Source organism: Aeromonas sp. FDAARGOS 1402 (assembly GCF_019046925.1).
Taxonomy (GTDB): domain Bacteria; phylum Pseudomonadota; class Gammaproteobacteria; order Enterobacterales; family Aeromonadaceae; genus Aeromonas; species Aeromonas caviae.
Genome location: NZ_CP077201.1, coordinates 3857696 through 3879628, shown reverse-complemented (window position 1 = coordinate 3879628; position 21933 = coordinate 3857696). Strand labels below are relative to the sequence as shown.

At 63.2% G+C, this 21933-nt stretch carries 22 protein-coding genes, 7 tRNA genes and 2 pseudogenes; 23 read left to right on the top strand and 8 right to left on the bottom strand.

Annotated elements, in window-relative coordinates; translation table 11 throughout:
• Positions 1-16: 16 nt before the first annotated feature.
• The 3 genes from I6L32_RS18250 to I6L32_RS18240 form a co-directional block, all read right to left on the bottom strand.
• Positions 17-523: a GNAT family N-acetyltransferase gene (locus I6L32_RS18250; RefSeq protein ID WP_010674875.1), complete on the bottom strand. Its 507-nt coding sequence runs from the start codon at positions 521-523 to the stop codon at positions 17-19.
• A 101-nt stretch (positions 524-624) separates the two neighbouring features.
• Positions 625-1017: an NUDIX domain-containing protein gene (locus I6L32_RS18245; RefSeq protein WP_216944302.1), complete on the bottom strand. Its 393-nt coding sequence runs from the start codon at positions 1015-1017 to the stop codon at positions 625-627.
• A 26-nt stretch (positions 1018-1043) separates the two neighbouring features.
• Positions 1044-1595: a class IV adenylate cyclase gene (locus I6L32_RS18240; protein WP_216944301.1), complete on the bottom strand. Its 552-nt coding sequence runs from the start codon at positions 1593-1595 to the stop codon at positions 1044-1046.
• Between the two features lie 267 nt (positions 1596-1862).
• On the opposite strand from I6L32_RS18240, the gene I6L32_RS18235 reads away from it, so the two are divergent.
• The 4 genes from I6L32_RS18235 to I6L32_RS18220 all read left to right on the top strand — a co-directional run bounded on the left by I6L32_RS18235 (position 1863) and on the right by I6L32_RS18220 (position 4291).
• Positions 1863-2708, top strand: a complete 846-nt coding sequence (locus I6L32_RS18235; protein ID WP_216944300.1) for a DUF5718 family protein — start codon at positions 1863-1865, stop codon at positions 2706-2708.
• Between the two features lie 268 nt (positions 2709-2976).
• Positions 2977-3309, top strand: coding sequence for a YnfA family protein (locus I6L32_RS18230; protein WP_041211490.1), 333 nt, complete (start codon positions 2977-2979; stop codon positions 3307-3309).
• A 23-nt stretch (positions 3310-3332) separates the two neighbouring features.
• Positions 3333-3788, top strand: a complete 456-nt coding sequence (locus I6L32_RS18225) for a GNAT family N-acetyltransferase (protein ID WP_223956621.1) — start codon at positions 3333-3335, stop codon at positions 3786-3788.
• Positions 3789-3850: 62 nt separating this feature from the next.
• Positions 3851-4291 carry an acetyltransferase gene (locus I6L32_RS18220; RefSeq protein ID WP_216944299.1) on the top strand — a complete coding sequence of 147 codons (441 nt, stop codon included), beginning with the start codon at positions 3851-3853 and terminating at the stop codon, positions 4289-4291.
• Positions 4292-4315: 24 nt separating this feature from the next.
• Here I6L32_RS18220 and I6L32_RS18215 read toward each other — a convergent pair whose 3' ends face one another.
• The 3 genes from I6L32_RS18215 to I6L32_RS18205 form a co-directional block, all read right to left on the bottom strand.
• On the bottom strand, positions 4316-5518 hold the full coding sequence (locus tag I6L32_RS18215) for an ISL3-like element ISAeme19 family transposase (RefSeq protein WP_084865641.1): 1203 nt from the start codon (positions 5516-5518) through the stop codon (positions 4316-4318).
• A 155-nt stretch (positions 5519-5673) separates the two neighbouring features.
• Positions 5674-7062, bottom strand: a complete 1389-nt coding sequence (locus I6L32_RS18210) for a DEAD/DEAH box helicase (protein WP_216944298.1) — start codon at positions 7060-7062, stop codon at positions 5674-5676.
• Between the two features lie 261 nt (positions 7063-7323).
• Entirely contained in the window at positions 7324-7800 is a 477-nt protein-coding gene (locus I6L32_RS18205) for a glutathione peroxidase (RefSeq protein ID WP_167826383.1), read from the bottom strand.
• Between the two features lie 207 nt (positions 7801-8007).
• Between I6L32_RS18205 and I6L32_RS18200 the strand changes: the two genes are divergently transcribed.
• The 6 genes and pseudogenes from I6L32_RS18200 (at position 8008) to I6L32_RS18180 (ending at position 11892) form a co-directional block, all read left to right on the top strand.
• The gene (locus I6L32_RS18200) at positions 8008-8616 is read left to right on the top strand and encodes a 2OG-Fe(II) oxygenase (protein ID WP_216944297.1); all 609 of its coding nucleotides are present in this window, start codon (positions 8008-8010) and stop codon (positions 8614-8616) included.
• Between the two features lie 200 nt (positions 8617-8816).
• Entirely contained in the window at positions 8817-9806 is a 990-nt protein-coding gene (locus tag I6L32_RS18195) for a D-alanine--D-alanine ligase (protein ID WP_216944296.1), read from the top strand.
• A 190-nt stretch (positions 9807-9996) separates the two neighbouring features.
• Positions 9997-10746 carry a tRNA-uridine aminocarboxypropyltransferase gene (locus I6L32_RS18190; protein WP_216944295.1) on the top strand — a complete coding sequence of 250 codons (750 nt, stop codon included), beginning with the start codon at positions 9997-9999 and terminating at the stop codon, positions 10744-10746.
• A 2-nt stretch (positions 10747-10748) separates the two neighbouring features.
• A pseudogene (locus tag I6L32_RS18185) lies at positions 10749-10862 on the top strand (DTW domain-containing protein); the annotation flags it as partial.
• Positions 10863-10864: 2 nt separating this feature from the next.
• Positions 10865-10981, top strand: a pseudogene (locus tag I6L32_RS23185) (DTW domain-containing protein); the annotation flags it as partial.
• Between the two features lie 131 nt (positions 10982-11112).
• Positions 11113-11892: a TSUP family transporter gene (locus I6L32_RS18180; protein WP_010674863.1), complete on the top strand. Its 780-nt coding sequence runs from the start codon at positions 11113-11115 to the stop codon at positions 11890-11892.
• Positions 11893-11944: 52 nt separating this feature from the next.
• Here the strand turns inward: I6L32_RS18180 and I6L32_RS18175 are convergent, their stop codons facing one another.
• Positions 11945-12877, bottom strand: coding sequence for a LysR family transcriptional regulator (locus I6L32_RS18175; RefSeq protein WP_216944294.1), 933 nt, complete (start codon positions 12875-12877; stop codon positions 11945-11947).
• A gap of 51 nt (positions 12878-12928) precedes the next feature.
• Positions 12929-13846, bottom strand: coding sequence for a DMT family transporter (locus I6L32_RS18170; RefSeq protein WP_041215090.1), 918 nt, complete (start codon positions 13844-13846; stop codon positions 12929-12931).
• A gap of 178 nt (positions 13847-14024) precedes the next feature.
• Here I6L32_RS18170 and I6L32_RS18165 point away from each other — a divergent pair, with 178 nt between their 5' ends.
• From I6L32_RS18165 to I6L32_RS18110, 13 genes are all read left to right on the top strand, one after another.
• Positions 14025-14912 carry a helix-turn-helix domain-containing protein gene (locus tag I6L32_RS18165; RefSeq protein WP_134997012.1) on the top strand — a complete coding sequence of 296 codons (888 nt, stop codon included), beginning with the start codon at positions 14025-14027 and terminating at the stop codon, positions 14910-14912.
• A gap of 62 nt (positions 14913-14974) precedes the next feature.
• Positions 14975-15097 (top strand): hypothetical protein, encoded by a 123-nt coding sequence (locus tag I6L32_RS23545; RefSeq protein ID WP_257692902.1) that lies wholly within the window; start codon positions 14975-14977, stop codon positions 15095-15097.
• 76 nt (positions 15098-15173) lie between these two features.
• A complete protein-coding gene (locus I6L32_RS18160) occupies positions 15174-16808 on the top strand; it encodes an ATP-dependent endonuclease (RefSeq protein WP_214004704.1) in 1635 nt (544 codons plus the stop codon).
• 105 nt (positions 16809-16913) lie between these two features.
• The gene (locus I6L32_RS18155) at positions 16914-17633 is read left to right on the top strand and encodes a hypothetical protein (RefSeq protein ID WP_216944293.1); all 720 of its coding nucleotides are present in this window, start codon (positions 16914-16916) and stop codon (positions 17631-17633) included.
• A 145-nt stretch (positions 17634-17778) separates the two neighbouring features.
• Positions 17779-18981, top strand: a complete 1203-nt coding sequence (locus I6L32_RS18150; protein ID WP_084865641.1) for an ISL3-like element ISAeme19 family transposase — start codon at positions 17779-17781, stop codon at positions 18979-18981.
• 199 nt (positions 18982-19180) lie between these two features.
• A tRNA-Met gene (locus I6L32_RS18145) sits at positions 19181-19257 on the top strand.
• A gap of 96 nt (positions 19258-19353) precedes the next feature.
• Positions 19354-19430 (top strand) — tRNA-Met (locus I6L32_RS18140).
• A gap of 96 nt (positions 19431-19526) precedes the next feature.
• A tRNA-Met gene (locus tag I6L32_RS18135) sits at positions 19527-19603 on the top strand.
• Positions 19604-19699: 96 nt separating this feature from the next.
• Positions 19700-19776: transfer RNA gene (locus tag I6L32_RS18130), tRNA-Met, on the top strand.
• A 95-nt stretch (positions 19777-19871) separates the two neighbouring features.
• Positions 19872-19948 (top strand) — tRNA-Met (locus I6L32_RS18125).
• A 96-nt stretch (positions 19949-20044) separates the two neighbouring features.
• A tRNA-Met gene (locus I6L32_RS18120) sits at positions 20045-20121 on the top strand.
• A 96-nt stretch (positions 20122-20217) separates the two neighbouring features.
• A tRNA-Met gene (locus tag I6L32_RS18115) sits at positions 20218-20294 on the top strand.
• Positions 20295-20438: 144 nt separating this feature from the next.
• Positions 20439-21923 carry a leucyl aminopeptidase family protein gene (locus I6L32_RS18110; protein ID WP_216944292.1) on the top strand — a complete coding sequence of 495 codons (1485 nt, stop codon included), beginning with the start codon at positions 20439-20441 and terminating at the stop codon, positions 21921-21923.
• The last annotated feature ends 10 nt before the right edge of the window (positions 21924-21933 follow it).

Here is a 21933-nt window from a genome sequence, read left to right as displayed (position 1 = left end):
TGCCAGGCCGTCTGCCTCAGAGCTGCTTGTAGAAGAACTGGGTGGCGGCGAGGGTGCCGTCCCCATTGCGGGCGAAGTCCGGGATCTGGCCGGCCTCCTGATAGCCGAGCTGGCGATAGAGGCTGGAGGCAACGTCGCCGACCCGGGTATCCAGCACCAGCAAGGTGCGCCTGGCGTCACGGGCCCCTTGCTCCATGGCGTTCATCAGGGCGCGGCCCACCCCCTTGCCACGGGCCTGGCTGTGGACCATCAGCTTTTCCACTTCGGCCCTGTGGCCCCCGTTGGCCTTGGTGCACAGGGAGAGCTGCAGGGCGCCCACCAGATGGTGCTGATCGAACGCCACCCAGAGCTTGCGCACTCCATCCGCCAGCTCCCCCTCGATGCCTTGCCAGTACGCCAGCCCCTGCTCTTCCTGCAGGGGAGGCAGAAAGCCCACCGAGGCACCACTGGCCACGCAATCTTGCAGCAGGGCGATCAGCGCCGGTTTGATGCCTCTGGTGCTCTCGACCTCAAGGATCTCCATTGAATGTCCTCATCTTCTCTCTTGGCCCACGTGGGGGATTAACGTCTCGGGCGCGGACTCTCCTGCCGGTGCCATCATCATCCGGTCAGGTGCGCCGTCTCTTAATGGATCAGTCCCTGCGCTGCCAGCCACTGGAACAGCAGGCGGGAGACGGGGGAGACCTCGGCCAGGTGGCGGCTGTCCAGCCAGCGCAGCTCGGCGATCTCCGCCGAGGCGACGGGCGTGCCGTCGGCGTCCCCCGTGTAGCAACGCAGATTGACATTCACCCCTTGCGGCTTGCCGTCCGCCTGGGCGCTGAACTCGCAGGTGAACGCCAGGGTGTCGGGTTTCAGGGTGACCGCGAGCTCTTCCTCGATTTCACGAATGAGGGCCGCCTCGTCGCTCTCGCCCGGCTCGCGCTTGCCCCCCGGAATGTAGTAGATGTCCTTGCCGTGGGAGCGGGCGCACAGCAGTTGTCCCTCCTTGAAGGTCAACCAGGCGAGTTTGTCGATCATGGGTAGATTCCTCTTGTTGCCGCTTGTCAAAGGGGGGCTCGCTGCTCGCACAGGGTGCGATAGGAGCGGGTTTCCCGCATCTCGGGCGCCAGTCCCAGCCGGCTAACCAGCGCCAGCAGTTGTGCGCGGTAGGCGGGCAGGGCGGCCTCGTCGTCAGTCATGATGGCGAGCTCGGCAAAATCACCGACGCCTGCCAGGTGATCCACCGTGACGTGGAAGGCCCCCAGAAAATAGATGCTGCGCCGCTTGTCGATGGCCAGCACCGGCTGGTAGCCCAGGGTGCGCACCATGCTGGCCGCCTTGTCCGCATCGGTGATGTTGACCGCCTCGCAGCGATCTGGTCCGGGGCCTTTGACTATCCAGAGCCGGATGCCGCTGGGGGCCATGGTGCGGATGATCAGGCTCTTCTCTGCCCGAGCCAGGGCGCCGTCTGCCGTGTCGAAGTAGCAGTCCTGCTCATGATTGTCCGCCACCATCACCTCGGGGCCGAGGGCCGTGAGGGTATGCACAAAGGCGGCGCTGTCCGTCAGGCGGTATTTGAACTCCACCTCGAAGCGCCCCTGAAAGTGGGTGGTCATGGCCTTGCGACGGCTCCCGAACGGCAAATGAATAGGGCAGCCTAGCAAAAGTGTCGGGCTCTCCCAAGCATCGGGATCACAGCTTCGCATCGACTGCCGACTTTATGACCAGATGGTGAGGGAAAATCCGCCCTGGTGCACAGCTTGTGGCCCGGTGGCTGGGCGCCGTACGGGGGCTGTGCTCTAATAAGCTCCCTCTTTGGCGGTATTGCCGCCCTGAACAACGACAACGAGGCGGCGGCCCCGGCCGCGCCAGTGGAGCCACAGATGCAGATCACCTCACAGACCCCCTTTATCGGACTGGGCGTGGCGGGCAACTTCGCCGGTCACCTGGAACAGGCAGGGGAGGCGGCGGACTTCGTCGCCGTCAAGGTTGACGACAAGGTCGCCCCCAAGGCGCTGTTCCCCTTCTATGTGCCGAATCATCCCGGCCAGCTCGGGGTCTTTCCCCTGAGCGGCGAGGCCATCTTCCTGCCGGAGGCGGCGGTGAGCGGGGACGAAAAGGTGCAGATTGAACCCGAGGTGGCACTGTGGTGCGAGCTGGAGTACGCGGGGGAGCAGGTGGTGGCCATCCATCCCAAGGCGTTTGGCGCCTACAACGACTGCTCCATCCGTCGCCCCAATGCCAACAAGATCAGCGAGAAGAAGAACTGGGGTGAAGAGAGCAAGGGGCTGGCCGCGAACCTGCTGCCCCTGACCCACTTTGCCGCAGGATGCGAGCTCGATGACTACCGCATCGCCTGCTACCTGGAGCGCGGCGGTGAGCTGCATCCCTACGGGATCGACAGCGCGGCGGTGGATTACAGTTATTTCCACGGTCAGTTGCTGGCGTGGGCCATCGACAAGTTCAACCATCAGCAGGACGAAGGCCCGGCCGAGCATATCCAGGGGCTGCTGGCCCAGGCGGGATGCCCGGCCCATGCGCTCATCAGCATTGGCGCCACCCGCTACACCCCCTTTGGCGAGACCCACTTCCTCGCTCCCGGTGATACCGCCTGCGTGGTGGTCTACCCCGCCAGTCGCTACGACGAGCAGGATATCCAGGAGGCCATCCGAGCCCGCCGCTTCGGGCCGGCTGTCTCCGTGCTGCTGCAGGCGGTCAAGACCCGCTAATCCTGTCGTCAGGCCCGCTTCGGCGGGCCTGACTGTTTTTAAGCACAGCGCAGCCCGTTCCCTGTCGGCTTTCTACCCCCTGTTTGCATACCCTCTATACCTACCGCACGCCATGCCAAGCGCATGATGTTCCTCGATCCTGTTCGCGCTCCGCCATCTGCCTCCCGTGCCCTGAACCGTGCACCTCGAAAGCCGATTGCAGTGGCTGGATATAACAGTATGATTTGCCACAAGAAGTCCATTCTGCCTGCAAGGATCCCGAGTATTCATGGTTGAACTCAAGACCCTGGCCCTGTTTCTGGTGACTGCGGTTGCCGAGATCCTGGGCTGTTATCTCCCTTATCTCTGGCTGACCCAGGGCAAGAGCGCCTGGCTGCTGCTGCCCGCGGCCCTGAGCCTGGCCCTGTTCGCCTGGCTGCTCTCATTGCACCCGACCGCCGCTGGCCGCGTCTATGCCGCCTATGGCGGCGTCTACATCTTCGTGGCCATTCTCTGGCTCTGGGCCGTGGATGGCATCAAACCCAGCCTGTGGGATCTGGTGGGGGCCGGGGTGGCCCTGATCGGCATGGCCATCATCATGTTTGCCCCAAGACCCGCCTGATATCGATGCCAAGGGATATCAGCATGATGACGACAGTGGTGATAAGAGAGTGTGAGGCGCAGGACTTGGCCGGGCTGCTGGCCCTTTATCAGGAACTCAGGCCTCAGGACCCCGTGCTCGACGAGCAAGGGGCCCGCGAGGGATTGGCGGCGATGCTTGATCTGCCCCATACCCGCATCATGGTGGCCCTGGTGGAGGGCCAGCTGGCCTCCAGCTGCCAGCTCGGGGTGATCCCGACCCTCACCAACGGCGGCCGACCCTTCGGCATCATAGAGCATGTGATCACGGGTGCAGCGTTTCGCCGCCAGGGGCTCAGCCATCAGTTGCTGGAGCATACCCTGGCGCTGGCCTGGGAGCTGGATTGCTACAAGGTGATGCTGCTCTCAGGGGAGGGGCGGGAGGCCGCTCATCGCCTCTATGAGGGACTCGGTTTCAAGGCCGGTATCGAGAAAGGGTTTGTTATCAAGGCGCCGCAATAAGTCCCATGGACTGCTGCATCATCAAAGGCGTGGGCTGTTATCCGCAACATATTGAGGTAGCGATGAAAATTGACGCCGCACAAAAGTGCGATCACCCAACCCTTATCACCATCTGGGAGGCCTCGGTGCGCGCCAGCCACCACTTCCTGCAAGAAGCCGACATAGCGGCCCTGAGGCCCTTGATCCTGGAGCACTATTTCGATGCCGTGACGCTGAACTGTGCCAGAGTAGACAATGGCGTGATCGTCGGTTTTATCGGGGTGGCTGAGGGCAATATCGAGATGCTATTCATCGCTCCCGAGGCGAGAGGGGGCGGGGTCGGCCGCCAGCTGGTGGACCACGCCATCCGTTGTCTGGGGGCGACTCGCGTGGACGTCAACGAACAGAATGCCCAGGCTGTCGGCTTCTACCAGCACCTGGGCTTCGAGGTGACGGGGCGCTCCCCCCTGGATGGCCAGGGCAAGCCCTATCCCCTGCTGCACATGGCCTTGGCCGCCGGTTAAGGGCGCCAGAGCATAAAAAAAGGTTCATCGCGGCTTTCCGGGGAAGGCCGCCTTGATTTTCAGAAAAAAGTATTCTGAGTCCCTAAATCCATATGCCATACGCTTTATCACTTTGATCTTGTTGTTCACCCCTTCCAGCACACTCGTGTGCATCGGGTAGTTTGCACTCGCCAGGATCCCCCGCATATATTTCGATAAATTTCGACCAAATCGTTGCAGCGGCGCTAGCCCGCTTTCCTTCACCTGCCGCATCCAGCTCCGCCATCGTCGCCATCCTTCCCACACGCTCGGCGCATACCAGATGCCCTTCAACGCCTCTTTCAGCACGTACACCATCGCCAGCGGTTGATTCGCCGCCAACAGCTCCTGCAACTTCACATCCTGTTTTTCACTCAGCTTCGCCCGATTACGTAGCAGCAACCAACGCGCACTTTTGACCACTTTTCGCGCCGGTTTATCGCTTTTCAGTGCATTCGCCTGCTCCACTCGCACCCGGTCCACCACCTCTCGGCCATAGCGAGCCACCACGTGGAACAGGTCGTAGACCACCTCCGCCTGCGGGCAGTGTTGCTTCACCTCCAGGTCGAACGCCGTGTTCATGTCCATCGCCACCGCCTCAATCTGCTGGCATCGCTCGCCGAGCTGCTCGAAGAAGGGACGGATAGCGGCCCGGCTGTTGCCGTGCCCCACCCACAGGACGCGGGTTCGCTCGGCATCCATGATCACGGTGGCATAGCGGTGTCCCTTGTGCAGGGCAAACTCATCCATCACCAGCCGCCGCACCTCCCCAAGTTCGATGGTGCCCACACTGGTCTGCAAACGGCGCTTGTCGATCTCCTTGATGGTGTGCCAACCGACCCCGGTGAGCTGGCTGACATGGCGGATGGGGAGGTACTGAACGAGCGCTTCAATCCAGCACTGCATGCGCCGGGTGAGGCGGGAGCCAGAGGGGAGCCAGTCGATATGTTCACTGACGCGACCACAGCGCAGACAGTCGACGCGGCGAACAGGCAGTTGTAACCAGACTTGTCGGTCAAATAGGTCTCGCTCACGCACCCGGCGGATACGTTGGTCGTGGATCAATGGCGTGGGTTGCAGGCATCGGCGACAACGGGGCAACAGGTCGGCGCGAGGCTCAAGGGTAAACAGGGTGTGATGGTTGGCAGAAAGCGCTTGGGCGATGACGGTATAACCTGGCCAGAAGGAGGCAATATCAATATGATGCACGGCGACAGCAGGGTGATGGTGGTGGTGTGTTTGGAGACAGCCAGTTTACCAGCACCCTGTCTGTCAACTTCCACTTCCCCAAGATCCCGCGAAGAACCTAAAAAAACCGCCCTCGGGCGGTTTTTTGTTGTTCAGGACGCAGGGCTCGCACCGTCTCACTCCTCGTTGGAGTTGTCCTGATAGTCGCCCCGCTGGGCCTTGGGCAGACGGCGCATGGGGGCGAAACCGATGTCCTCGCCCACTACTTCCCGCTTGCGGGACTTGTTTTGCGCAGGCTGAGCCGGCTTCTTGGCGCCATCCCCCTTGCCTTTCCCGGCGGCGGGTTTGCCCTTGGCGTTGGCATGGCCACGGGCGCGGGGCGGGTTTTGCACCGGCTTGCTGCCCGGCAGGGTCTGACGACTCGGCTTGCCGCTCGGCTCGTACCCTTCCAGCATCTCCACGGTCAGGGATTGGCCGATCAGCGCCTCGATCTCCTTGAGCTGACCCAGCTCGTCCTGGCTCACCAGGGAGATGGCCTCGCCGCCGCGCCCGGCACGGCCGGTGCGGCCGATGCGGTGGATGTAATCCTCCGCCATCTGGGGCAGCTCGAAGTTGATCACGTGGGGCAGCTGATCGATGTCCAGACCCCGTGCGGCGATATCGGTGGCAACCAGCACCCGCACCTTGCCTTCACGAAAATCCGCCAGCGCCCGGTTGCGGGCCCCCTGGCTCTTGTCACCGTGGATGGCGACCGTATCCAGGCCATCTTTCTGCATCTGCTGGGCGAGCCTGTCGGCAATCTGCTTGGTGCGCACGAACACCAGCACCCGCTGCCAGTTGCCACGGCCAATCATGTGGGAGAGCATCTCCCGGCGGCGCTCCCGATCGACCTGGATGATGCGCTGGCTTACCTGCTCGGCGGCGGTGTTGCTGGGATCCACCTCGATGAGGGTGGGATCCTTGAGCAGATCGTCCGCCAGCGCCTTGATGTCATTGGAGAAGGTGGCGGAGAAGAGCAGGGTCTGACGCTCCTCCGGCAGGGCCTTCATGATGCGGCGAATGTCGGTGATGAACCCCATGTCGAGCATTCTGTCCGCTTCATCCAGCACCAGCACCTCGAGGGCGCTCAGGGTCAGGGCGCCCTGGGTCAGCAGATCCAGCAGGCGGCCCGGGGTGGCGACCAGGATGTCGACCCCGAGCTTGATGGCGTCCAGGTTCGGCTTGATGCTGACGCCGCCATAGGCGATCAGGGTACGAAACGGCAGGTGGTGGGCATATTTGATGATGCTTTCGCCCACCTGGGCGGCCAGCTCCCGGGTCGGGGTCAGCACCAGGGCTCGCACCTGGCGGCGACCGCCACGACCGTGGTTGGCCAGCAGCCGATGAAGCATGGGCAGGGTGAAACCGGCCGTCTTGCCCGTGCCTGTCTGGGCGCCGCCCAGCACGTCCTGCCCGGCCAGGATGGCGGGAATGGCTTGCTGCTGGATGGGGGTGGGTTGTTCGTAACCCAGCTCCTTGACGGCCCGCAGGATGTGCGGTGACAGACCCAGTTCATTGAATGACATGTTCGAGGGACACTCCGAGCCTTGGGCTCAACGGGTGACGGCAGCCTTGGTCCGTCACGACATGGAAAATAGGGTGGGCCGCCATCGAGGCTGGGCCTGAGCCCGGCAAAGCGACCGCACAAGAGACAGTGGGCGCGTAATATAGCAGATGCGAGGCGCACGCGCAGCAGCCGTGTCGCGAGCAGGGTTGCCACGGCCATCCCGGCAGGGAAAGGCCAGGGGGGCGCTAAGAGGGGCCCGCTTCGCCTCGGCGCACACCCGTCAGAGCAGTCCCTCGATGGCCTGCACCAGATCCTCCGGCCTGGTCTGGGGGGCGAAGCGGTCCACCACCCGGCCTTCACGGTCAATCAGGAACTTGGTGAAGTTCCACTTGATGGCCTCGCTGCCAAGGAGTCCGGGCTTTTGCTCCTTGAGCCAGCGATAGAGGGGGTGGGCACCGACGCCGTTGACCTCGCACTTGGCCATCAGGGGGAAGCTGACCGGGTAGTCGAGCGAGCAGAAGCGGGCGATCTCCTCGGCATCGCCCGGCTCCTGATGGCCGAACTGATCGCAGGGAAAGCCCAGGATCTCGAAGCCTTGGGGGCCGAACTGGCGATAGAGTGCCTCAAGCCCAGTGTATTGGGGGGTAAAACCGCAGCGGCTTGCCACGTTGACCACCAGCACGACACGGCCCTGCAGATCGGCGGTGGACCAGGGCGTGCCATCGAGTCGTTGCAGGGGGATGAGGGGCAGGGGCATGGTTTCTCCTGATGCAAGAGGGGCGACAAGGCGCCCGGGGACAATCCTTGCACGTTAACGGGCCGAGGGCCGGGGAGCAAGGGGGAGGGCGTCTGTGCCCCCCATACTCCTATTGATGGCGGGACTTCTCAAGAGAAGCAATCCGGTTTGTGCCGATGGTCCGAAGTCGCTACAAAGCGCACTCTCTCCCCTCGCTGCGAGCCTATCTTGGACTATCAAGCCGTCATGGATGCCATCTACACCCGGGGTTGGGTGATAGTGGATGATTTTTTAACCGCCGCCGAGGTGGATGCCCTCAAGGCCTGCCTGCCGGATGAGTGGCGACCGGCGGGGATCGGGCGCGAGACCCTGCATCAGGACAACCGCGATATCCGTCGGGATCAGATCCACTGGCTCGACGCCTCCCTCGGCGCCCCGGTGGCCGACTATCTGGCGAGGATGGAGGCACTGCGGCTGGCCGCCAACCAGATGTTGATGCTGGGGCTGTTCGACTACGAGGCCCACTTTGCCCGCTACCGTCAGGGGGACTTCTACGCCACCCATCGCGACGCCTTCGCCGGGCGATCCAACCGCCGCCTCACCTCGGTGTTCTACCTGAACAACGACTGGCAGCCAGAGGCGGGGGGAATATTGCGGGTCTATGACGACAGCGAGCAGTTTCTGATGGATGTCTCCCCCCGGGGCGGGCGGCTGGTGCTCTTCCTGTCTGAAGAGTTTCCCCACGAGGTGCTGCCCGCAAGCCGGGAGCGCTACAGCATTGCCGGCTGGTTTCGGGTCAACGGCAATGGCGCCGGGCGGGTCGATCCCCCCCGCTGAGCGCATTTCATCCTGTTTCTGACACAGGAAGAGACTTTTATCTGCCCGGGCAGGGGGAGGTGCGCCCCATCGGCTGACAAGGCTTCCCCTCCCTTGCTACACTGCCCGCACTTATGTTCGTTTCTGGCTTCGTCCGGTTTTCATGCGGTTGGGTTTGCCATGGTGATGACGAAGCCGCTTCTCCCAAGGGATCACATCTAATGAAGAACATGCATGTCTTGCTGCTGTGCGGCGGTGGCGGCTCCGAGCACGAAGTCTCGCTGCGCAGCGCCAATTTCCTCGAAAAACAGCTCGGGCTCCTGCCCGGTATCGAAGTGACCCGGGTCGAGATGTTTGCCGACCGCTGGCTCTCCGCCGACGGTCGCGAGTGCAAGCTGGGGCTGGACAAGCTGCTCTCGTTCGACAGCGTGGCCCGTCCGGTGGACTACGTGGTGCCCTGCATCCACGGCTATCCCGGTGAGACCGGCGATCTGCAATCCTTCCTCGAGCTGGCCGGCCTGCCTTATCTGGGTTGTGACGCCGAGGCGAGCAAGGTGTGCTTCAACAAGATCACCACCAAGCTGTGGCTCACCGCCATCGGCATCCCCAATACCCCCTACCTGTTCCTGACCGAGCAGGACGAGGCGAGCCTGATCGAGGCAAAAGCGGCGCTGGCCAAGTGGGGCAAGGTCTTCATCAAGGCGGCCTCCCAGGGCTCTTCCGTGGGTTGCTACTCCGCCAGCAACGAGTCAGACCTGGTGAAGGGCATTGCCGATGCCTTCGGTTACTCCGAGCAGGTATTGATCGAAAAAGCGGTCAAGCCCCGTGAGCTGGAAGTGGCGGTCTACCAGTATGGTGACGAGCTGGTGGCCACCTATCCGGGGGAGATCTGCGTACCCCAGGACAAGTTCTACACCTATGAAGAGAAGTACAGCAGCGCCAGTCACACCGAGACCGCGCTCAAGGCCGAGGGACTGACTCAGGCGCAGGCTGACGCCATTCACGAGTACGCGCTCAAGGCGTTCCGTCAGCTCAAGCTGACCCACCTGTCGCGCATCGACTTCTTCCTGACCGAAGAGGGGGAGATTTTGCTCAACGAGATCAACACCTTCCCGGGCATGACCTCCATCTCCATGTTCCCGAAACTGCTGGAGCACCATGGCCACAGCTTCGCGCACTATCTGGAGCAGATCCTGCGAAAGGCGGTCTGACATCGCCAGACCCGGTTGCAACGGATGGTGAGTAGGGGCCTCAGGGCCCCTTTTTCATGGGGGCGAGGCGGGCAGAATGCGGGGAGGGAAGGGGGCAGGGCGCCGCCCGGCAAGCCTTGCCGCCAGGAGGGCGCGCCGTTACAATCAGCCCCCTTTTGTCCCGCCACAGGCACCGTCAGAGCCGCGTTTCATGAAGCCCATCCCCGATCACGCCGTCAACCGCCTGCGCATCTGGCGCAAGAGCGTCTCGACCCGACCCTTTCTTGCCCGTGGCGGCAGCGTGCCACGCTGCGATGCCTGCCAGCTGCGCCACGACTGGTGTGCCTGCGACTGGCGCCCGGCGCTCAAGGCCGAGGCCGGGTTCTGCCTCATGATGTATGACAGCGAGCCCATGAAGCCCTCCAACACCGGGCGCCTCATCGCCGACGTGCTGCCGGACTCCACCTGGGCCTTTCTCTGGTCGCGTACCGAACCCCATCCCGAGCTGCTGGCCCTGCTGGCGGATCCCGCCTGGCAGCCCTACGTGGTCTTTCCCGCCTGCGAGAAAGCGCCCGACCGCCTGACCGGCGAGGTGGTACTGGCTCCCGGCAAGAAGCCGCTGTTCATCCTGCTGGACGGCACCTGGCCCGAGGCGCGCAAGATGTTCAACAAGAGTCCCTATCTGGACGGCTTCCCGGTGCTCGCCATCAAGCCGGATGCGCTCTCTACCTACGGCATGCGCGTTGCCCACAGCGACGAGCACCTGTGCACCGCCGAGGTGGCCGCCTGCGTGCTGGAAGTGGCCGGGGAGCTGCGGGCGGGACAGGCGCTGCAGCTCTGGTTCAATCTCTTCAGCAGCCGCTACATGGCTGGTCGAGTGAGCCGTGCGCCCGGCGAGGATGAAGCGCCCCTGCTGGAGGGGCTGGAGGCCATCAAGGGCCAGAACCGCGCTCTGGATTAATCCTCATCAGCAGCCGCTACATGGCTGGCCGGGTGAGCCGTGCACCCGGCGAGGATGAAGCGCCTCTGCTGGAGGGACTGGAGGCCATCAAGGGCCTGAGCCGCGCTCTGGATTAATCCTCATCAGCAGCCGCTAGATGGCTGGCCGGGTAAGCCGTGCTCCCGGCGCTGATGAAGCACCCCTGCTGCAGGGGCTGGCAGTTATCAAAGCACAGCCCCTCTCGCACGCTGATTGATGAAAATAAGGAATCAGTTGGCTGCCATTGTTTCGTTGGCTTCATGAGCCCGCCCTCGCTAGGATAGCGACCTGTTGACTCCTTCAGGCTCCAGGCCATGCCGGGCGCCGCCAATCACACGAGGTCTATGGATGGAACTGGAACTGCTCACCCTGGTTGCCCTGTTCGGGGTGGCCCTCATCGCCGGCTTTATCGACGCCATCGCCGGGGGCGGAGGGCTCTTGACGGTGCCGGCCCTGCTGGCCACCGGCATGCCGCCAGCCCTGGTGCTTGGCACCAACAAGTTGCAGAGCAGTTTCGGTTCTTTCTCCGCCACCTGGTTCTATGCCCGCAAGGGGCTCCTTGAGTGGGCCATCATCTGGCCGGCGGTCATCTGCACCTTCATCGGGGCGGCCATCGGCACCCTGGCGGTGCAGACCATCGATGCCGCCATTCTGGAGCGACTGCTCCCCTTCCTGCTGATGGCGTTTGCCTGCTATTTCTACTTCTCCCCCAGGGTGAGCGATGCGGAGAGCCAGCGCCGCCTCACCCCCATGGCGTTTGCCCTGCTGGTGGGCGGGGGCGTGGGCTTTTATGACGGCTTCTTCGGGCCGGGCACGGGGTCGTTTTTTGCCATCGGTTTCGTGGCCCTGGCGGGCTTTGGCATGGCGCGGGCCACCGCCCACACCAAGCTGCTCAACTTCACCTCCAACATCGCTTCCCTGCTCTTCTTCACCCTGGGGGGCAAGGTGGTGTGGAGCGTGGGGCTGTGCATGGCGCTGGGGCAGTTCATCGGGGCGCGCATGGGCTCCAAGCTGGTGCTCAAAAAAGGGGTGAAGCTCATCAAGCCGCTGCTGGTGACCGTCTCCCTGGTGATGTCCGCCAAGCTGGTGTGGAGCCAGTACCCCGAGCTCTTTGCCTGGCTGGGTTGAGCCGGTACCCCCCATGACGAGGGCCCGATCGCAGATCGGGCCCTCTTGCGTTTCAGCCCAGTGCCGTCAGTTGCCGGAAATGGGCTTGCAGCGCCTGCACCAGGCGGGCAATGCGATCGCGCTTGAGGCTGTTTGGCCGATAGACCAGGTGGAGCGGGCGGCCCAGTCCCGGCAGGGGGCGTGCCTGTGTCCCCTGCTCACCCACCAGCGCCAGCAGGCCGGCGGGCAGGAGCACGGGACCAATGCCTGCCTTGGCCAGTTCGATCCGCGCCAGGTAGGAGTCGAGCTCCATGGCGGGGATAAGCCCGAGGGCGGCCAGGGGCTCGCGCAGATAGCGGTTGGAGGGGTTCTCCAGATCCATGGTCAGGATCTTGCGCACCTTGCCCTGCATCCCCTTACTCACGTCGCCTTCAGTCAGTTGCTTGCTGGTCACAGTTTCTTGCAAGGCGCTCTGGTGATCCGGCTGCGCCGCCTCATCCAGAGCGTCCCCCACCAGATAGAAGGGCTCCTCCAACAGCCGTTCGGCACACAGCCCATGGCCCGGCGGCAGGCGACCGGCGCAGATCCCGAGCAGGGCGTCGCCGCCGCGCACCCGGGCCAGAATGACCGGGGTGTGGTGGGTAGAGAGGGCAATGTGGGGATCCCGTTCAAGGTAGGCGTGCATGAAACGGGAGAGGTAGCCCGCCAGCAGGGTTTCGGAGCAGGCGATGGACAGAGGGGTCTGATCCGTTAGGATCTGGCTGTCCGCCAGCACCCCCTTCATTTCGGCGAGGCTCGGGGCTACCCGGGCGAGCAGTTCACGGGCCTGGGGAGTGAGGCGGATATGACGGCCATCCGGCTCGATGAGCTTCTTGCCAAGGCGCTGCTCCAGCTGGGCGATGCGCTTGCTGACCGCCGACTGACTGATATAGAGGCGGCTTGCAACTTTGGCCATGGTGCCCTCGCTTGCCAGCAGGCAGAGTGTCTCCAGCCCTTCCAGTAACATGCGTCCTCCCTCCTCGTGTGTTGGACGCGGTTACCTTAGGGGCTGGTGGCATCAGGGGCAAGTACCGTTTGCGGCCCTTGATAGCGGCCAGCGCCACGCCTTGACGGGGGGAGCGAAGATCACCAGGTTGCCGATGAGGCTCACCACCACGCCGACGATGGAGACCGTCTGCCAGACAAAGCCTTCATAGAAGGTGGAGAGGGTGAGGGCCACCAAGGGGAAGAGCACGGTGGCGTAGGCCGCCTTGCTGGCACCGATGCGCCCCACCAGGGTGAGGTAGGCGGTGAAGGCGATGACGGAGCCGAAGATGGCCAGATAGACCATGGCGGCGAGGTAGCGCGGGTCGGTGGGCAGGGTGAGTGACTGACCGAGTACCGTGACCCAGCCCAGCAGCAGCGCCACGCCGTAGACCATGCCCCAGGGTACCATCTGCAATACGTGATAGCCCTGGCGCTGTCCCCGGGCGGAGACCAGGTTGCCCAGGGAGAAGCAGAGGGTGCCGGCGCAGGCAAAGAGCAAGCCCTTCCAGCCGTTTGCACCCAGTTGCGCATCCGCCAGCACCGGCCAGAAGAGCAGCAGGGTGCCAAGCAGCCCCAGCAACGATCCTTGCAGCCAGCGCAGGCCCGGTCGTTTACCCTCGAACAGCCAGAGATTGAGGCCGTTGAAGATGCTGGCGCTGGCGAAAATCACCGCCGACAGACCGCTCGGGATATAGAGGGTGGCGTGGTAGAAACAGAGGAAGTTGGTGGAAAAGAGCAACGCGCCGAGCAGGGCAGCATAACGCTGGCCCGCCCAGGGCAGGCGCGGAAACTTGCCGCTCACCGTGAGCAGGGCGAACAGGGCCAGGGCCGCCAGGGCGAAACGATAGAGCACCGAGACCTCGATGGGGATGGGGCCGAGCTGCCAGGCGATGGCAATCCAGGTGCTGCCCCAGATGAGGACGGTGGAAACATAGAGCATCAGATTCATGGTGTGATCCCATCAAGAGAAGATGATGTGATCAGCATGAACCGTGAGGCGGGGGGCCGGCTTGCACCATCTTGCGGTTTTTTCAACGGAGGCGCAGCCTTTGACCATGAGGCGCGATAAGATGGCGACAGGAAAGGGGCGGCAAGTGCCAGAGAGGGACGCAAGCGTGCAGCATGCCATGCAGCAGACAAGACAGGCGGGGGTCTTTGATGCCCTGGTGAGCACCGGTGCCAGACTGGAGGACTCCTGCTGGCTGGAGCCCGGGCTCGGGGTGGCGAGCTGGTGCAACCGCTACGATCAGACCCGCTACCACAAGCCGGGCAACCACACCATCAGCGTCTACCTGCAGGGGGGCGAGCAGACTGAGCGGCTGGACGGCCCCGGTGGCCATGGCGGTGCGGGCAAGGTGTGCATCATGCCGGATCACCACAGATCCGAGTGGCTGGTGCGCGAGGAGTTTCGCTTCTTCCACCTCTACTTCACCCCCGCCCACTTCACCCGTATCGCCGAGCAGGCGTGTGACAAGGAGGGGCGTCATCTGCAACTGGAAGACAAGACCTTCATCGACGATCCCCAGGCGGCGGCCCTGGTGCAGGGGCAATTGATGAAGCTGGACTGGCAGCACGGCATCGATCGCATGGCGCTCTCCCACGGTGCCTGGATGCTGATGCTGCACGCCTATCGCCATCACACCCGCGAGGCCCCGGTGCTGCCGGAGGTGCGCGGCGGTCTGGCACCCGCCGTGGTGCGCCGGGTACAGGAGTATCTGCAGGCTCACCTGGCCGAGCCGGTCACCCTGGGAGAGCTCGCCCGGGAGGCGGGTCTGAGCGAATACCACTTCGCCCGGATGTTCGGGCAGAGCCTGGGCTGTCCGCCCCACCGCTACCTGCTCGGGCTGCGGCTCAAGCGGGCCAAGCAGTTGCTGGCGGGAAGCGAGCCTCTGGCCAGCATCGCCGCCCAGTGCGGCTTCTCCTCCCAGGCCCATTTTGGCAACCGCTTTCGGGAGGCGTTCGGCCTGAGCCCGGGCCAGTGGCGAGCCCAGTTGTCATTCTCCTGTCACAGATAACCCTGAGACTCTGGGCAAAAGAGGTGTACCCTCTGTCTCTTGTCCATTGAAAGGAATGCCCATTGAATCATCGCAAACGTCAGACCCGTACTCGCCATCTCTGGTTCAACCACTGGAATGCCCCCCTCTATCGCGTCACCCAGCCGACGCCGCCCGAACCGCTCGTTCCTCACAGTTCCCGCTGAAAACGCCGTAACCCGATAGGATTTTTCCGGCAACTTTGCCACTATTGCGCCATCAGGATGGACTGGATATGGCCGCATGTTTCTGGAACGCATTGAAGTCAAAGGTTTTCGCGGAATAAATCGCCTCTCCCTCGGGCTGGACAACACCACTGTGCTCATCGGCGAAAACGCCTGGGGCAAATCCAGCCTGCTGCGGGCCCTCTGGTGCCTGCTGGGGGATGCCGAGCCCTATCAATTTGGTCAGGATGATTTTCACCGGCCCGAAGATCCCGAGCTCGAACCCTCGCGCACGCTGCAACTGGTGCTCACCTTCAGCGAGTATCGTCCCCAGATGTGCCAGCACTCCCGCCGTCTGGCCCGCCTCGGGGCGGCCTGGATCCCCCACAAGGACAAGTTCCACCGGGTGCATTATCGTGCCAGTGCCGAGTTGCAGGACGATGGCAGCGTGCTCACCACCCACGACTTTCTCGACGGTATCGGCAAGAGCCTGGCCATCGACAACAATGAAGCGCTGGTGCGTCTGCTCATTACCATGAACCCGGTGTTCAGGCTGCGGGATGCCCGTACCGCCCGGGATGGCATCGAGCGGCTGCCCTGGGGGGATCTGTGCGAGCAGCGGCTGGACGAGCTGGCCGGCAAGCTCACCGACGAGCCCCAGCGCATCGGCGAGCCTGAACTCAAGGAGGCGCTGCAGGCGGTGCAGCAGTTGATGGAGCACTACTTCAGCGCCCTGGCGCCCATCAAGCACAAGCCGCGCAGCCAGCGGGACATCGTCAATCGCCCCATGACCCTGCGCAATCCCGGCAACCTGCAGGTGCTGCTGCGCAATGCGGACAACCGGGCGCTGCAACTGGCCATGGCGGGCATGGCGGCCATGCTGCTCCACGCCCGGGGCAACCGGGAGCTGGAGGAGGGGGCCAGACCCATATTGATGCTGGAAGACCCAGAGAGCCGCCTGCATCCCACCATGCTGGCCCTGGCCTGGGGTCTGCTGGAGCAGTTGCCCGGCCAGAAGCTGCTCACCACCAACTCGGGGGACCTGCTCTCCTCCTTGCCCCTCAATCAGGTGCGTCGTCTGGTGCGCCGCCAGCAGGACATCCTCTGCCATCAGTTGGGAGGGGAGCGCTACAGCAGCGACGATCTGCGCAAGATTGCCTTCCATGTGCGCATCAACAGGCCCATGTCGATGTTTGCTCGCTGCTGGCTGCTGGTGGAAGGGGAGACCGAGATCTGGCTGCTCTCGGAGCTGGCCCAGATCTGCGGCTACAGCCTGCGGGCAGAGGGGGTGCGCATCATCGAGTTCGCCCAGTGCGGCCAGGCTCCTCTCATCAAGGTGGCCCGGGACTTTGGCATAGAGTGGCACCTGCTCACCGACGGTGACGAGGCGGGTGCCAAGTATGCGAGCTCCGCCCGCTCCCTGCTCAAGGGGGAGCGCGAGCGGGATCGGCTGACCCAGTTGCCGGCGGCAGACATAGAGCACTACCTCTACCAGAACGGGTTCGAGGGGGTGTTCCGGCGCGAGGCGGGGGTCGGGGGGCGCTCCACCCTCAACGCCGGGCGCATCATCGCCAAGGCGATCCACCATCGCAGCAAGCCAGGCATGGCCCTGGCGGTGGTGGAGGAGGCGGAGCGCCTCGGCAGCGAGCACATTCCCCCTGTGCTCAAGCAGATGTTTGCCCGGGTGGTTGCCCTTGCCCGGGGACAAAGCTGACCGGCGACGTTGGGAAGACGGGGGAGTTTGGATATACTCCCTGCCTCTTGTCCTTCCTTACCCTGTGACGGGTGCACCCGCACCCGGACTGCTGCCGGAGACCCTATGTTCGTCCAACTTCCTTTTTGGCTCTTTCCCCTGACCGGTCTGATGGCCCTGGGGGCCCTGATCGCCGTGGGGCTCGTCCTGTGGCGCGGGGATCTCTGCCCGGGCCAGCGCTCGCGGATCACTACCCAGCTCTTCTCGGTCTGGGTGATCACCGGGCTCTCTCTGATGCTGGCGGTGGAGGCCAAGGTTGCGGGCTGGCTCATCTGGAGCGGGGGGGCCGCCCTGGTGCTCGGTATCGTGCTCTCCCTGGTCCAGTCTCGCCTGGAGGGCAAGCGCGCCATCCCCGCCACCCTGCTGTGGTTGCCCGCGATGCCGCTCGCCCTCTACGGGCTGGGTCTGATGCAGATCCAGGGCTGGCTCGGCGGCCTGCTGCAGATGGTGCTGCTGGGGTCGGCCTTTGCCCACCTGATGCTGCTGCGTGCCCGCCACCGCCTGCAAGCCTTCAATCTGCTGCTGCCCCTGGCGGGGCTGGTCTCCGCCATCCTGAGTCTTATCTGGCTGGCGGTGCTGGTGGGTTGGCAGGGGAGCAGCGCAGGGCTCGACCCGCTGATCCCTGCAGTCTTGACCCAGGCCGGCCTGCTGGTCGCAGCCCTGCTGCTCTGGTTCAGCCCCATCTACCGTCAGCAGGAGACGGCCCCCGTGGTGGTCTCCGTGACCCTGTGCGGCCTCATCATCGCCCAGATTGCGGCGACCAGCGTGTTGCACCAGCTGGCCTGATCCCGGCGCATCCTCCCGCCCGCACCTTGTTGTGCGGGCTTTTTTTAGGTTCTTCGCGGGATCTTGGGGAAGTGGAAGTTGACAGACAGGGTGCTGGTAAACTGGCTGTCTCCAAACACACCACCACCATCACCCTGCTGTCGCCGTGCATCATATTGATATTGCCTCCTTCTGGCCAGGTTATACCGTCATCGCCCAAGCGCTTTCTGCCAACCATCACACCCTGTTTACCCTTGAGCCTCGCGCCGACCTGTTGCCCCGTTGTCGCCGATGCCTGCAACCCACGCCATTGATCCACGACCAACGTATCCGCCGGGTGCGTGAGCGAGACCTATTTGACCGACAAGTCTGGTTACAACTGCCTGTTCGCCGCGTCGACTGTCTGCGCTGTGGTCGCGTCAGTGAACATATCGACTGGCTCCCCTCTGGCTCCCGCCTCACCCGGCGCATGCAGTGCTGGATTGAAGCGCTCGTTCAGTACCTCCCCATCCGCCATGTCAGCCAGCTCACCGGGGTCGGTTGGCACACCATCAAGGAGATCGACAAGCGCCGTTTGCAGACCAGTGTGGGCACCATCGAACTTGGGGAGGTGCGGCGGCTGGTGATGGATGAGTTTGCCCTGCACAAGGGACACCGCTATGCCACCGTGATCATGGATGCCGAGCGAACCCGCGTCCTGTGGGTGGGGCACGGCAACAGCCGGGCCGCTATCCGTCCCTTCTTCGAGCAGCTCGGCGAGCGATGCCAGCAGATTGAGGCGGTGGCGATGGACATGAACACGGCGTTCGACCTGGAGGTGAAGCAACACTGCCCGCAGGCGGAGGTGGTCTACGACCTGTTCCACGTGGTGGCTCGCTATGGCCGAGAGGTGGTGGACCGGGTGCGAGTGGAGCAGGCGAATGCACTGAAAAGCGATAAACCGGCGCGAAAAGTGGTCAAAAGTGCGCGTTGGTTGCTGCTACGTAATCGGGCGAAGCTGAGTGAAAAACAGGATGTGAAGTTGCAGGAGCTGTTGGCGGCGAATCAACCGCTGGCGATGGTGTACGTGCTGAAAGAGGCGTTGAAGGGCATCTGGTATGCGCCGAGCGTGTGGGAAGGATGGCGACGATGGCGGAGCTGGATGCGGCAGGTGAAGGAAAGCGGGCTAGCGCCGCTGCAACGATTTGGTCGAAATTTATCGAAATATATGCGGGGGATCCTGGCGAGTGCAAACTACCCGATGCACACGAGTGTGCTGGAAGGGGTGAACAACAAGATCAAAGTGATAAAGCGTATGGCATATGGATTTAGGGACTCAGAATACTTTTTTCTGAAAATCAAGGCGGCCTTCCCCGGAAAGCCGCGATGAACCTTTTTTTATGGCAAATAGGGGCAAGTCGGGGGGCGCGCGGGGAGGGGCCTGAGGGGCGAGAGATCGCTAGCTGCCTGAAAAAACTGCGATTTGTTGCAAAAGAGCGCAGTATGTGACGGTTTAATCCCCGAATAAACTTTTTTTAGGATATTTACTTGCAATCTCAGCGTTGGCGCCTATTATGGGCGACCTCGGACGCGGGGTGGAGCAGCTCGGTAGCTCGTCGGGCTCATAACCCGAAGGTCGTCGGTTCAAATCCGGCCCCCGCAACCAACTATTTGTGTCCATGGCAAGCGCATAGCGCTGCGGTGGAGACGAAGACAGCAAGAAGCAACTGCTCTGCTTTTTGTGGTGGCAATACAATTCGGACGCGGGGTGGAGCAGCTCGGTAGCTCGTCGGGCTCATAACCCGAAGGTCGTCGGTTCAAATCCGGCCCCCGCAACCAACTATTTGTGTCCATGGCAAGCGCATAGCGCTGCGGTGGAGACGAAGACAGCAAGAAGCAACTGCTCTGCTTTTTGTGGTGGCAATACAATTCGGACGCGGGGTGGAGCAGCTCGGTAGCTCGTCGGGCTCATAACCCGAAGGTCGTCGGTTCAAATCCGGCCCCCGCAACCAACTATTTGTGTTCATGGCAAGCGCATAGCGCTGCGGTGGAGACGAAGACAGCAAGAAGCAACTGCTCTGCTTTTTGTGGTGGCAATACAATTCGGACGCGGGGTGGAGCAGCTCGGTAGCTCGTCGGGCTCATAACCCGAAGGTCGTCGGTTCAAATCCGGCCCCCGCAACCAACCATTTTATCCATGGCAAGCGCTAGCGCCTGTGGTGGAGACGAAGACAGCAAGAAGCAACTGCTCTGCTTTTTGTGGTGGCAATACAATTCGGACGCGGGGTGGAGCAGCTCGGTAGCTCGTCGGGCTCATAACCCGAAGGTCGTCGGTTCAAATCCGGCCCCCGCAACCAACTATTTGTGTCCATGGCAAGCGCATAGCGCTGCGGTGGAGACGAAGACAGCAAGAAGCAACTGCTCTGCTTTTTGTGGTGGCAATACAATTCGGACGCGGGGTGGAGCAGCTCGGTAGCTCGTCGGGCTCATAACCCGAAGGTCGTCGGTTCAAATCCGGCCCCCGCAACCAACTATTTGTATCCATGGCAAGCGCTAGCGCCTGTGGTGGAGACGAAGACAGCAAGAAGCAACTGCTCTGCTTTTTGTGGTGGCAATACAATTCGGACGCGGGGTGGAGCAGCTCGGTAGCTCGTCGGGCTCATAACCCGAAGGTCGTCGGTTCAAATCCGGCCCCCGCAACCAACTTCTGACTTATTTTCTTCTGCATTACCTCTCTGATCCCCTCCAGCATCTGTTGCTTGCACACAATAATGTGTGTTTTTCCGATCCCTCTCGCCATTTGTTCGGTATCATCCTGCTTTCTGTTCATGGATGAGGCCGCACCCTGTGATGACCCCTTTTAGCTATTCTTCTCCCCAAATCACGATGCAGAGCACCTCCCTCGCCGAAGTAATGGCAGGGCCGGCTGCCGTCAAACTCCTGCTCATTGCCGACTCAGCGCGCGATACCCTGCTGGCGACGCCTCCCTTTGCCGCCGTGGCAACCCAGATAGCCCTGGGTCAGAAGGCCCCCTATTCCCTTGACGACAGTCAGGGGCTGCAACGGGTGATCTTCATGGATGCCCGCCCGGCCCTGGATCATCGGCTCTACAAGCAGGTGCGCAGCTGGGTGGGCTCGCTGGCGGGCCTCAAGGCGACGCACCTGGCGCTCCATCTGGAGGGCTTTGACGATGAGCATCGCGCGCAACTGGCAAGGGTGGTGCTCGCCTGCCTGCTCGCCGCCGATGTGACCCTGCCGACCCAGAAACGGAGTGAGGCGACAAGACCGGGTTATCAGCAGTTGCAACTTTCCCCCCCTTGCGAGCTGGACATGGCCCGCCTGAGCGCAGAAACCGAAGGCAATGGTCTGGCTCGCCACCTGGCAGTGCTGCCAGCGTCCGAGCTCAATGCCCGTCATTACCGGGCCTATGCCCGGGAGCTGGCGCAGCAGGAGGGGTGGCAGTGGCAGGAGTTTGATGAGACGACCCTGGCACGGATGGGGGCTGGCGCCTTCCTGGCGGTGGCCCGTGGTTCGGCGGACGGTCAGGCCGCCATCGTCAGGCTCAGTTACTGTCCGGCCAACCCGCTGCGCCGCGTCGCGCTGGTGGGCAAGGGGATCTGCCACGACTCCGGTGGCTACAACCTGAAAGTCGGTGGCAGCATGTATGGCATGCACCTGGACATGGGGGGCAGCGCGGTGGCCCTTGGCACGCTGCTGGCCATCAGCCGGGCGAAACTCCCCGTTGAGGTGCATTGCTGGCTCGCCATCGCCGAGAACCACATCGGCCCGCAGGCCTTCCGGCCCGGTGAGGTGGTGACCGCCCTCAACGGCACCACCATCGAAGTGGTGGACACCGACGCCGAGGGTCGCATGGTGCTGGCGGATGCCCTGACCCTGGCGGCCGGGGACAAACCCGACTTGCTGATCGACTACGCCACCCTGACCGGCGCCTGCAAACGGGCGCTCGGCAGCCGTTACAGCGGCGCCTTCACCAACCGCCCCGAGTGGCTCACCACGCTGATAGCGCTGGGCCAGCAGAGCGGGGAGCGAGTCTGGCCCTTCCCCCTGGACGAGGATTACGATGACAACCTCGATAGCGAGTGGGCCGATCTGTTACAGTGCGCGCCGGGCGCCTCCCCGGATCACATCGATGCCGCCCGTTTTCTCACGCGCTTCGTGCCCGCCGAGCTTCCCTGGTTGCACCTCGACCTGAGTGGTTTTCGCAACAAGGGGGGCAATGGCGTGGTGGGCAGCGAGGTAACCGGCTTTGGTGTCAGGCTGACCCTGACCCTGCTCGACAGCCCTCTGGGGATGGGTGCGCCCGACGCATGACAACGTGGCC

Excerpts from the sequence above, each read along its gene's own strand:
- I6L32_RS18250 (WP_010674875.1), bottom strand. The coding sequence starts at position 523 with ATGGAGATCCTTGAGGTCGAGAGCACCAGAGGCATCAAACCGGCGCTG.
- I6L32_RS18245 (WP_216944302.1), bottom strand. The coding sequence starts at position 1,017 with ATGATCGACAAACTCGCCTGGTTGACCTTCAAGGAGGGACAACTGCTG.
- I6L32_RS18240 (WP_216944301.1), bottom strand. The coding sequence starts at position 1,595 with ATGACCACCCACTTTCAGGGGCGCTTCGAGGTGGAGTTCAAATACCGC.
- I6L32_RS18235 (WP_216944300.1), top strand. The coding sequence starts at position 1,863 with ATGCAGATCACCTCACAGACCCCCTTTATCGGACTGGGCGTGGCGGGC.
- I6L32_RS18230 (WP_041211490.1), top strand. The coding sequence starts at position 2,977 with ATGGTTGAACTCAAGACCCTGGCCCTGTTTCTGGTGACTGCGGTTGCC.
- I6L32_RS18225 (WP_223956621.1), top strand. The coding sequence starts at position 3,333 with ATGATGACGACAGTGGTGATAAGAGAGTGTGAGGCGCAGGACTTGGCC.
- I6L32_RS18220 (WP_216944299.1), top strand. The coding sequence starts at position 3,851 with ATGAAAATTGACGCCGCACAAAAGTGCGATCACCCAACCCTTATCACC.
- I6L32_RS18210 (WP_216944298.1), bottom strand. The coding sequence starts at position 7,062 with ATGTCATTCAATGAACTGGGTCTGTCACCGCACATCCTGCGGGCCGTC.
- I6L32_RS18205 (WP_167826383.1), bottom strand. The coding sequence starts at position 7,800 with ATGCCCCTGCCCCTCATCCCCCTGCAACGACTCGATGGCACGCCCTGG.
- I6L32_RS18195 (WP_216944296.1), top strand. The coding sequence starts at position 8,817 with ATGAAGAACATGCATGTCTTGCTGCTGTGCGGCGGTGGCGGCTCCGAG.
- I6L32_RS18190 (WP_216944295.1), top strand. The coding sequence starts at position 9,997 with ATGAAGCCCATCCCCGATCACGCCGTCAACCGCCTGCGCATCTGGCGC.
- I6L32_RS18180 (WP_010674863.1), top strand. The coding sequence starts at position 11,113 with ATGGAACTGGAACTGCTCACCCTGGTTGCCCTGTTCGGGGTGGCCCTC.
- I6L32_RS18175 (WP_216944294.1), bottom strand. The coding sequence starts at position 12,877 with ATGTTACTGGAAGGGCTGGAGACACTCTGCCTGCTGGCAAGCGAGGGC.
- I6L32_RS18170 (WP_041215090.1), bottom strand. The coding sequence starts at position 13,846 with ATGAATCTGATGCTCTATGTTTCCACCGTCCTCATCTGGGGCAGCACC.
- I6L32_RS18165 (WP_134997012.1), top strand. The coding sequence starts at position 14,025 with ATGCAGCAGACAAGACAGGCGGGGGTCTTTGATGCCCTGGTGAGCACC.
- I6L32_RS18160 (WP_214004704.1), top strand. The coding sequence starts at position 15,174 with ATGTTTCTGGAACGCATTGAAGTCAAAGGTTTTCGCGGAATAAATCGC.
- I6L32_RS18155 (WP_216944293.1), top strand. The coding sequence starts at position 16,914 with ATGTTCGTCCAACTTCCTTTTTGGCTCTTTCCCCTGACCGGTCTGATG.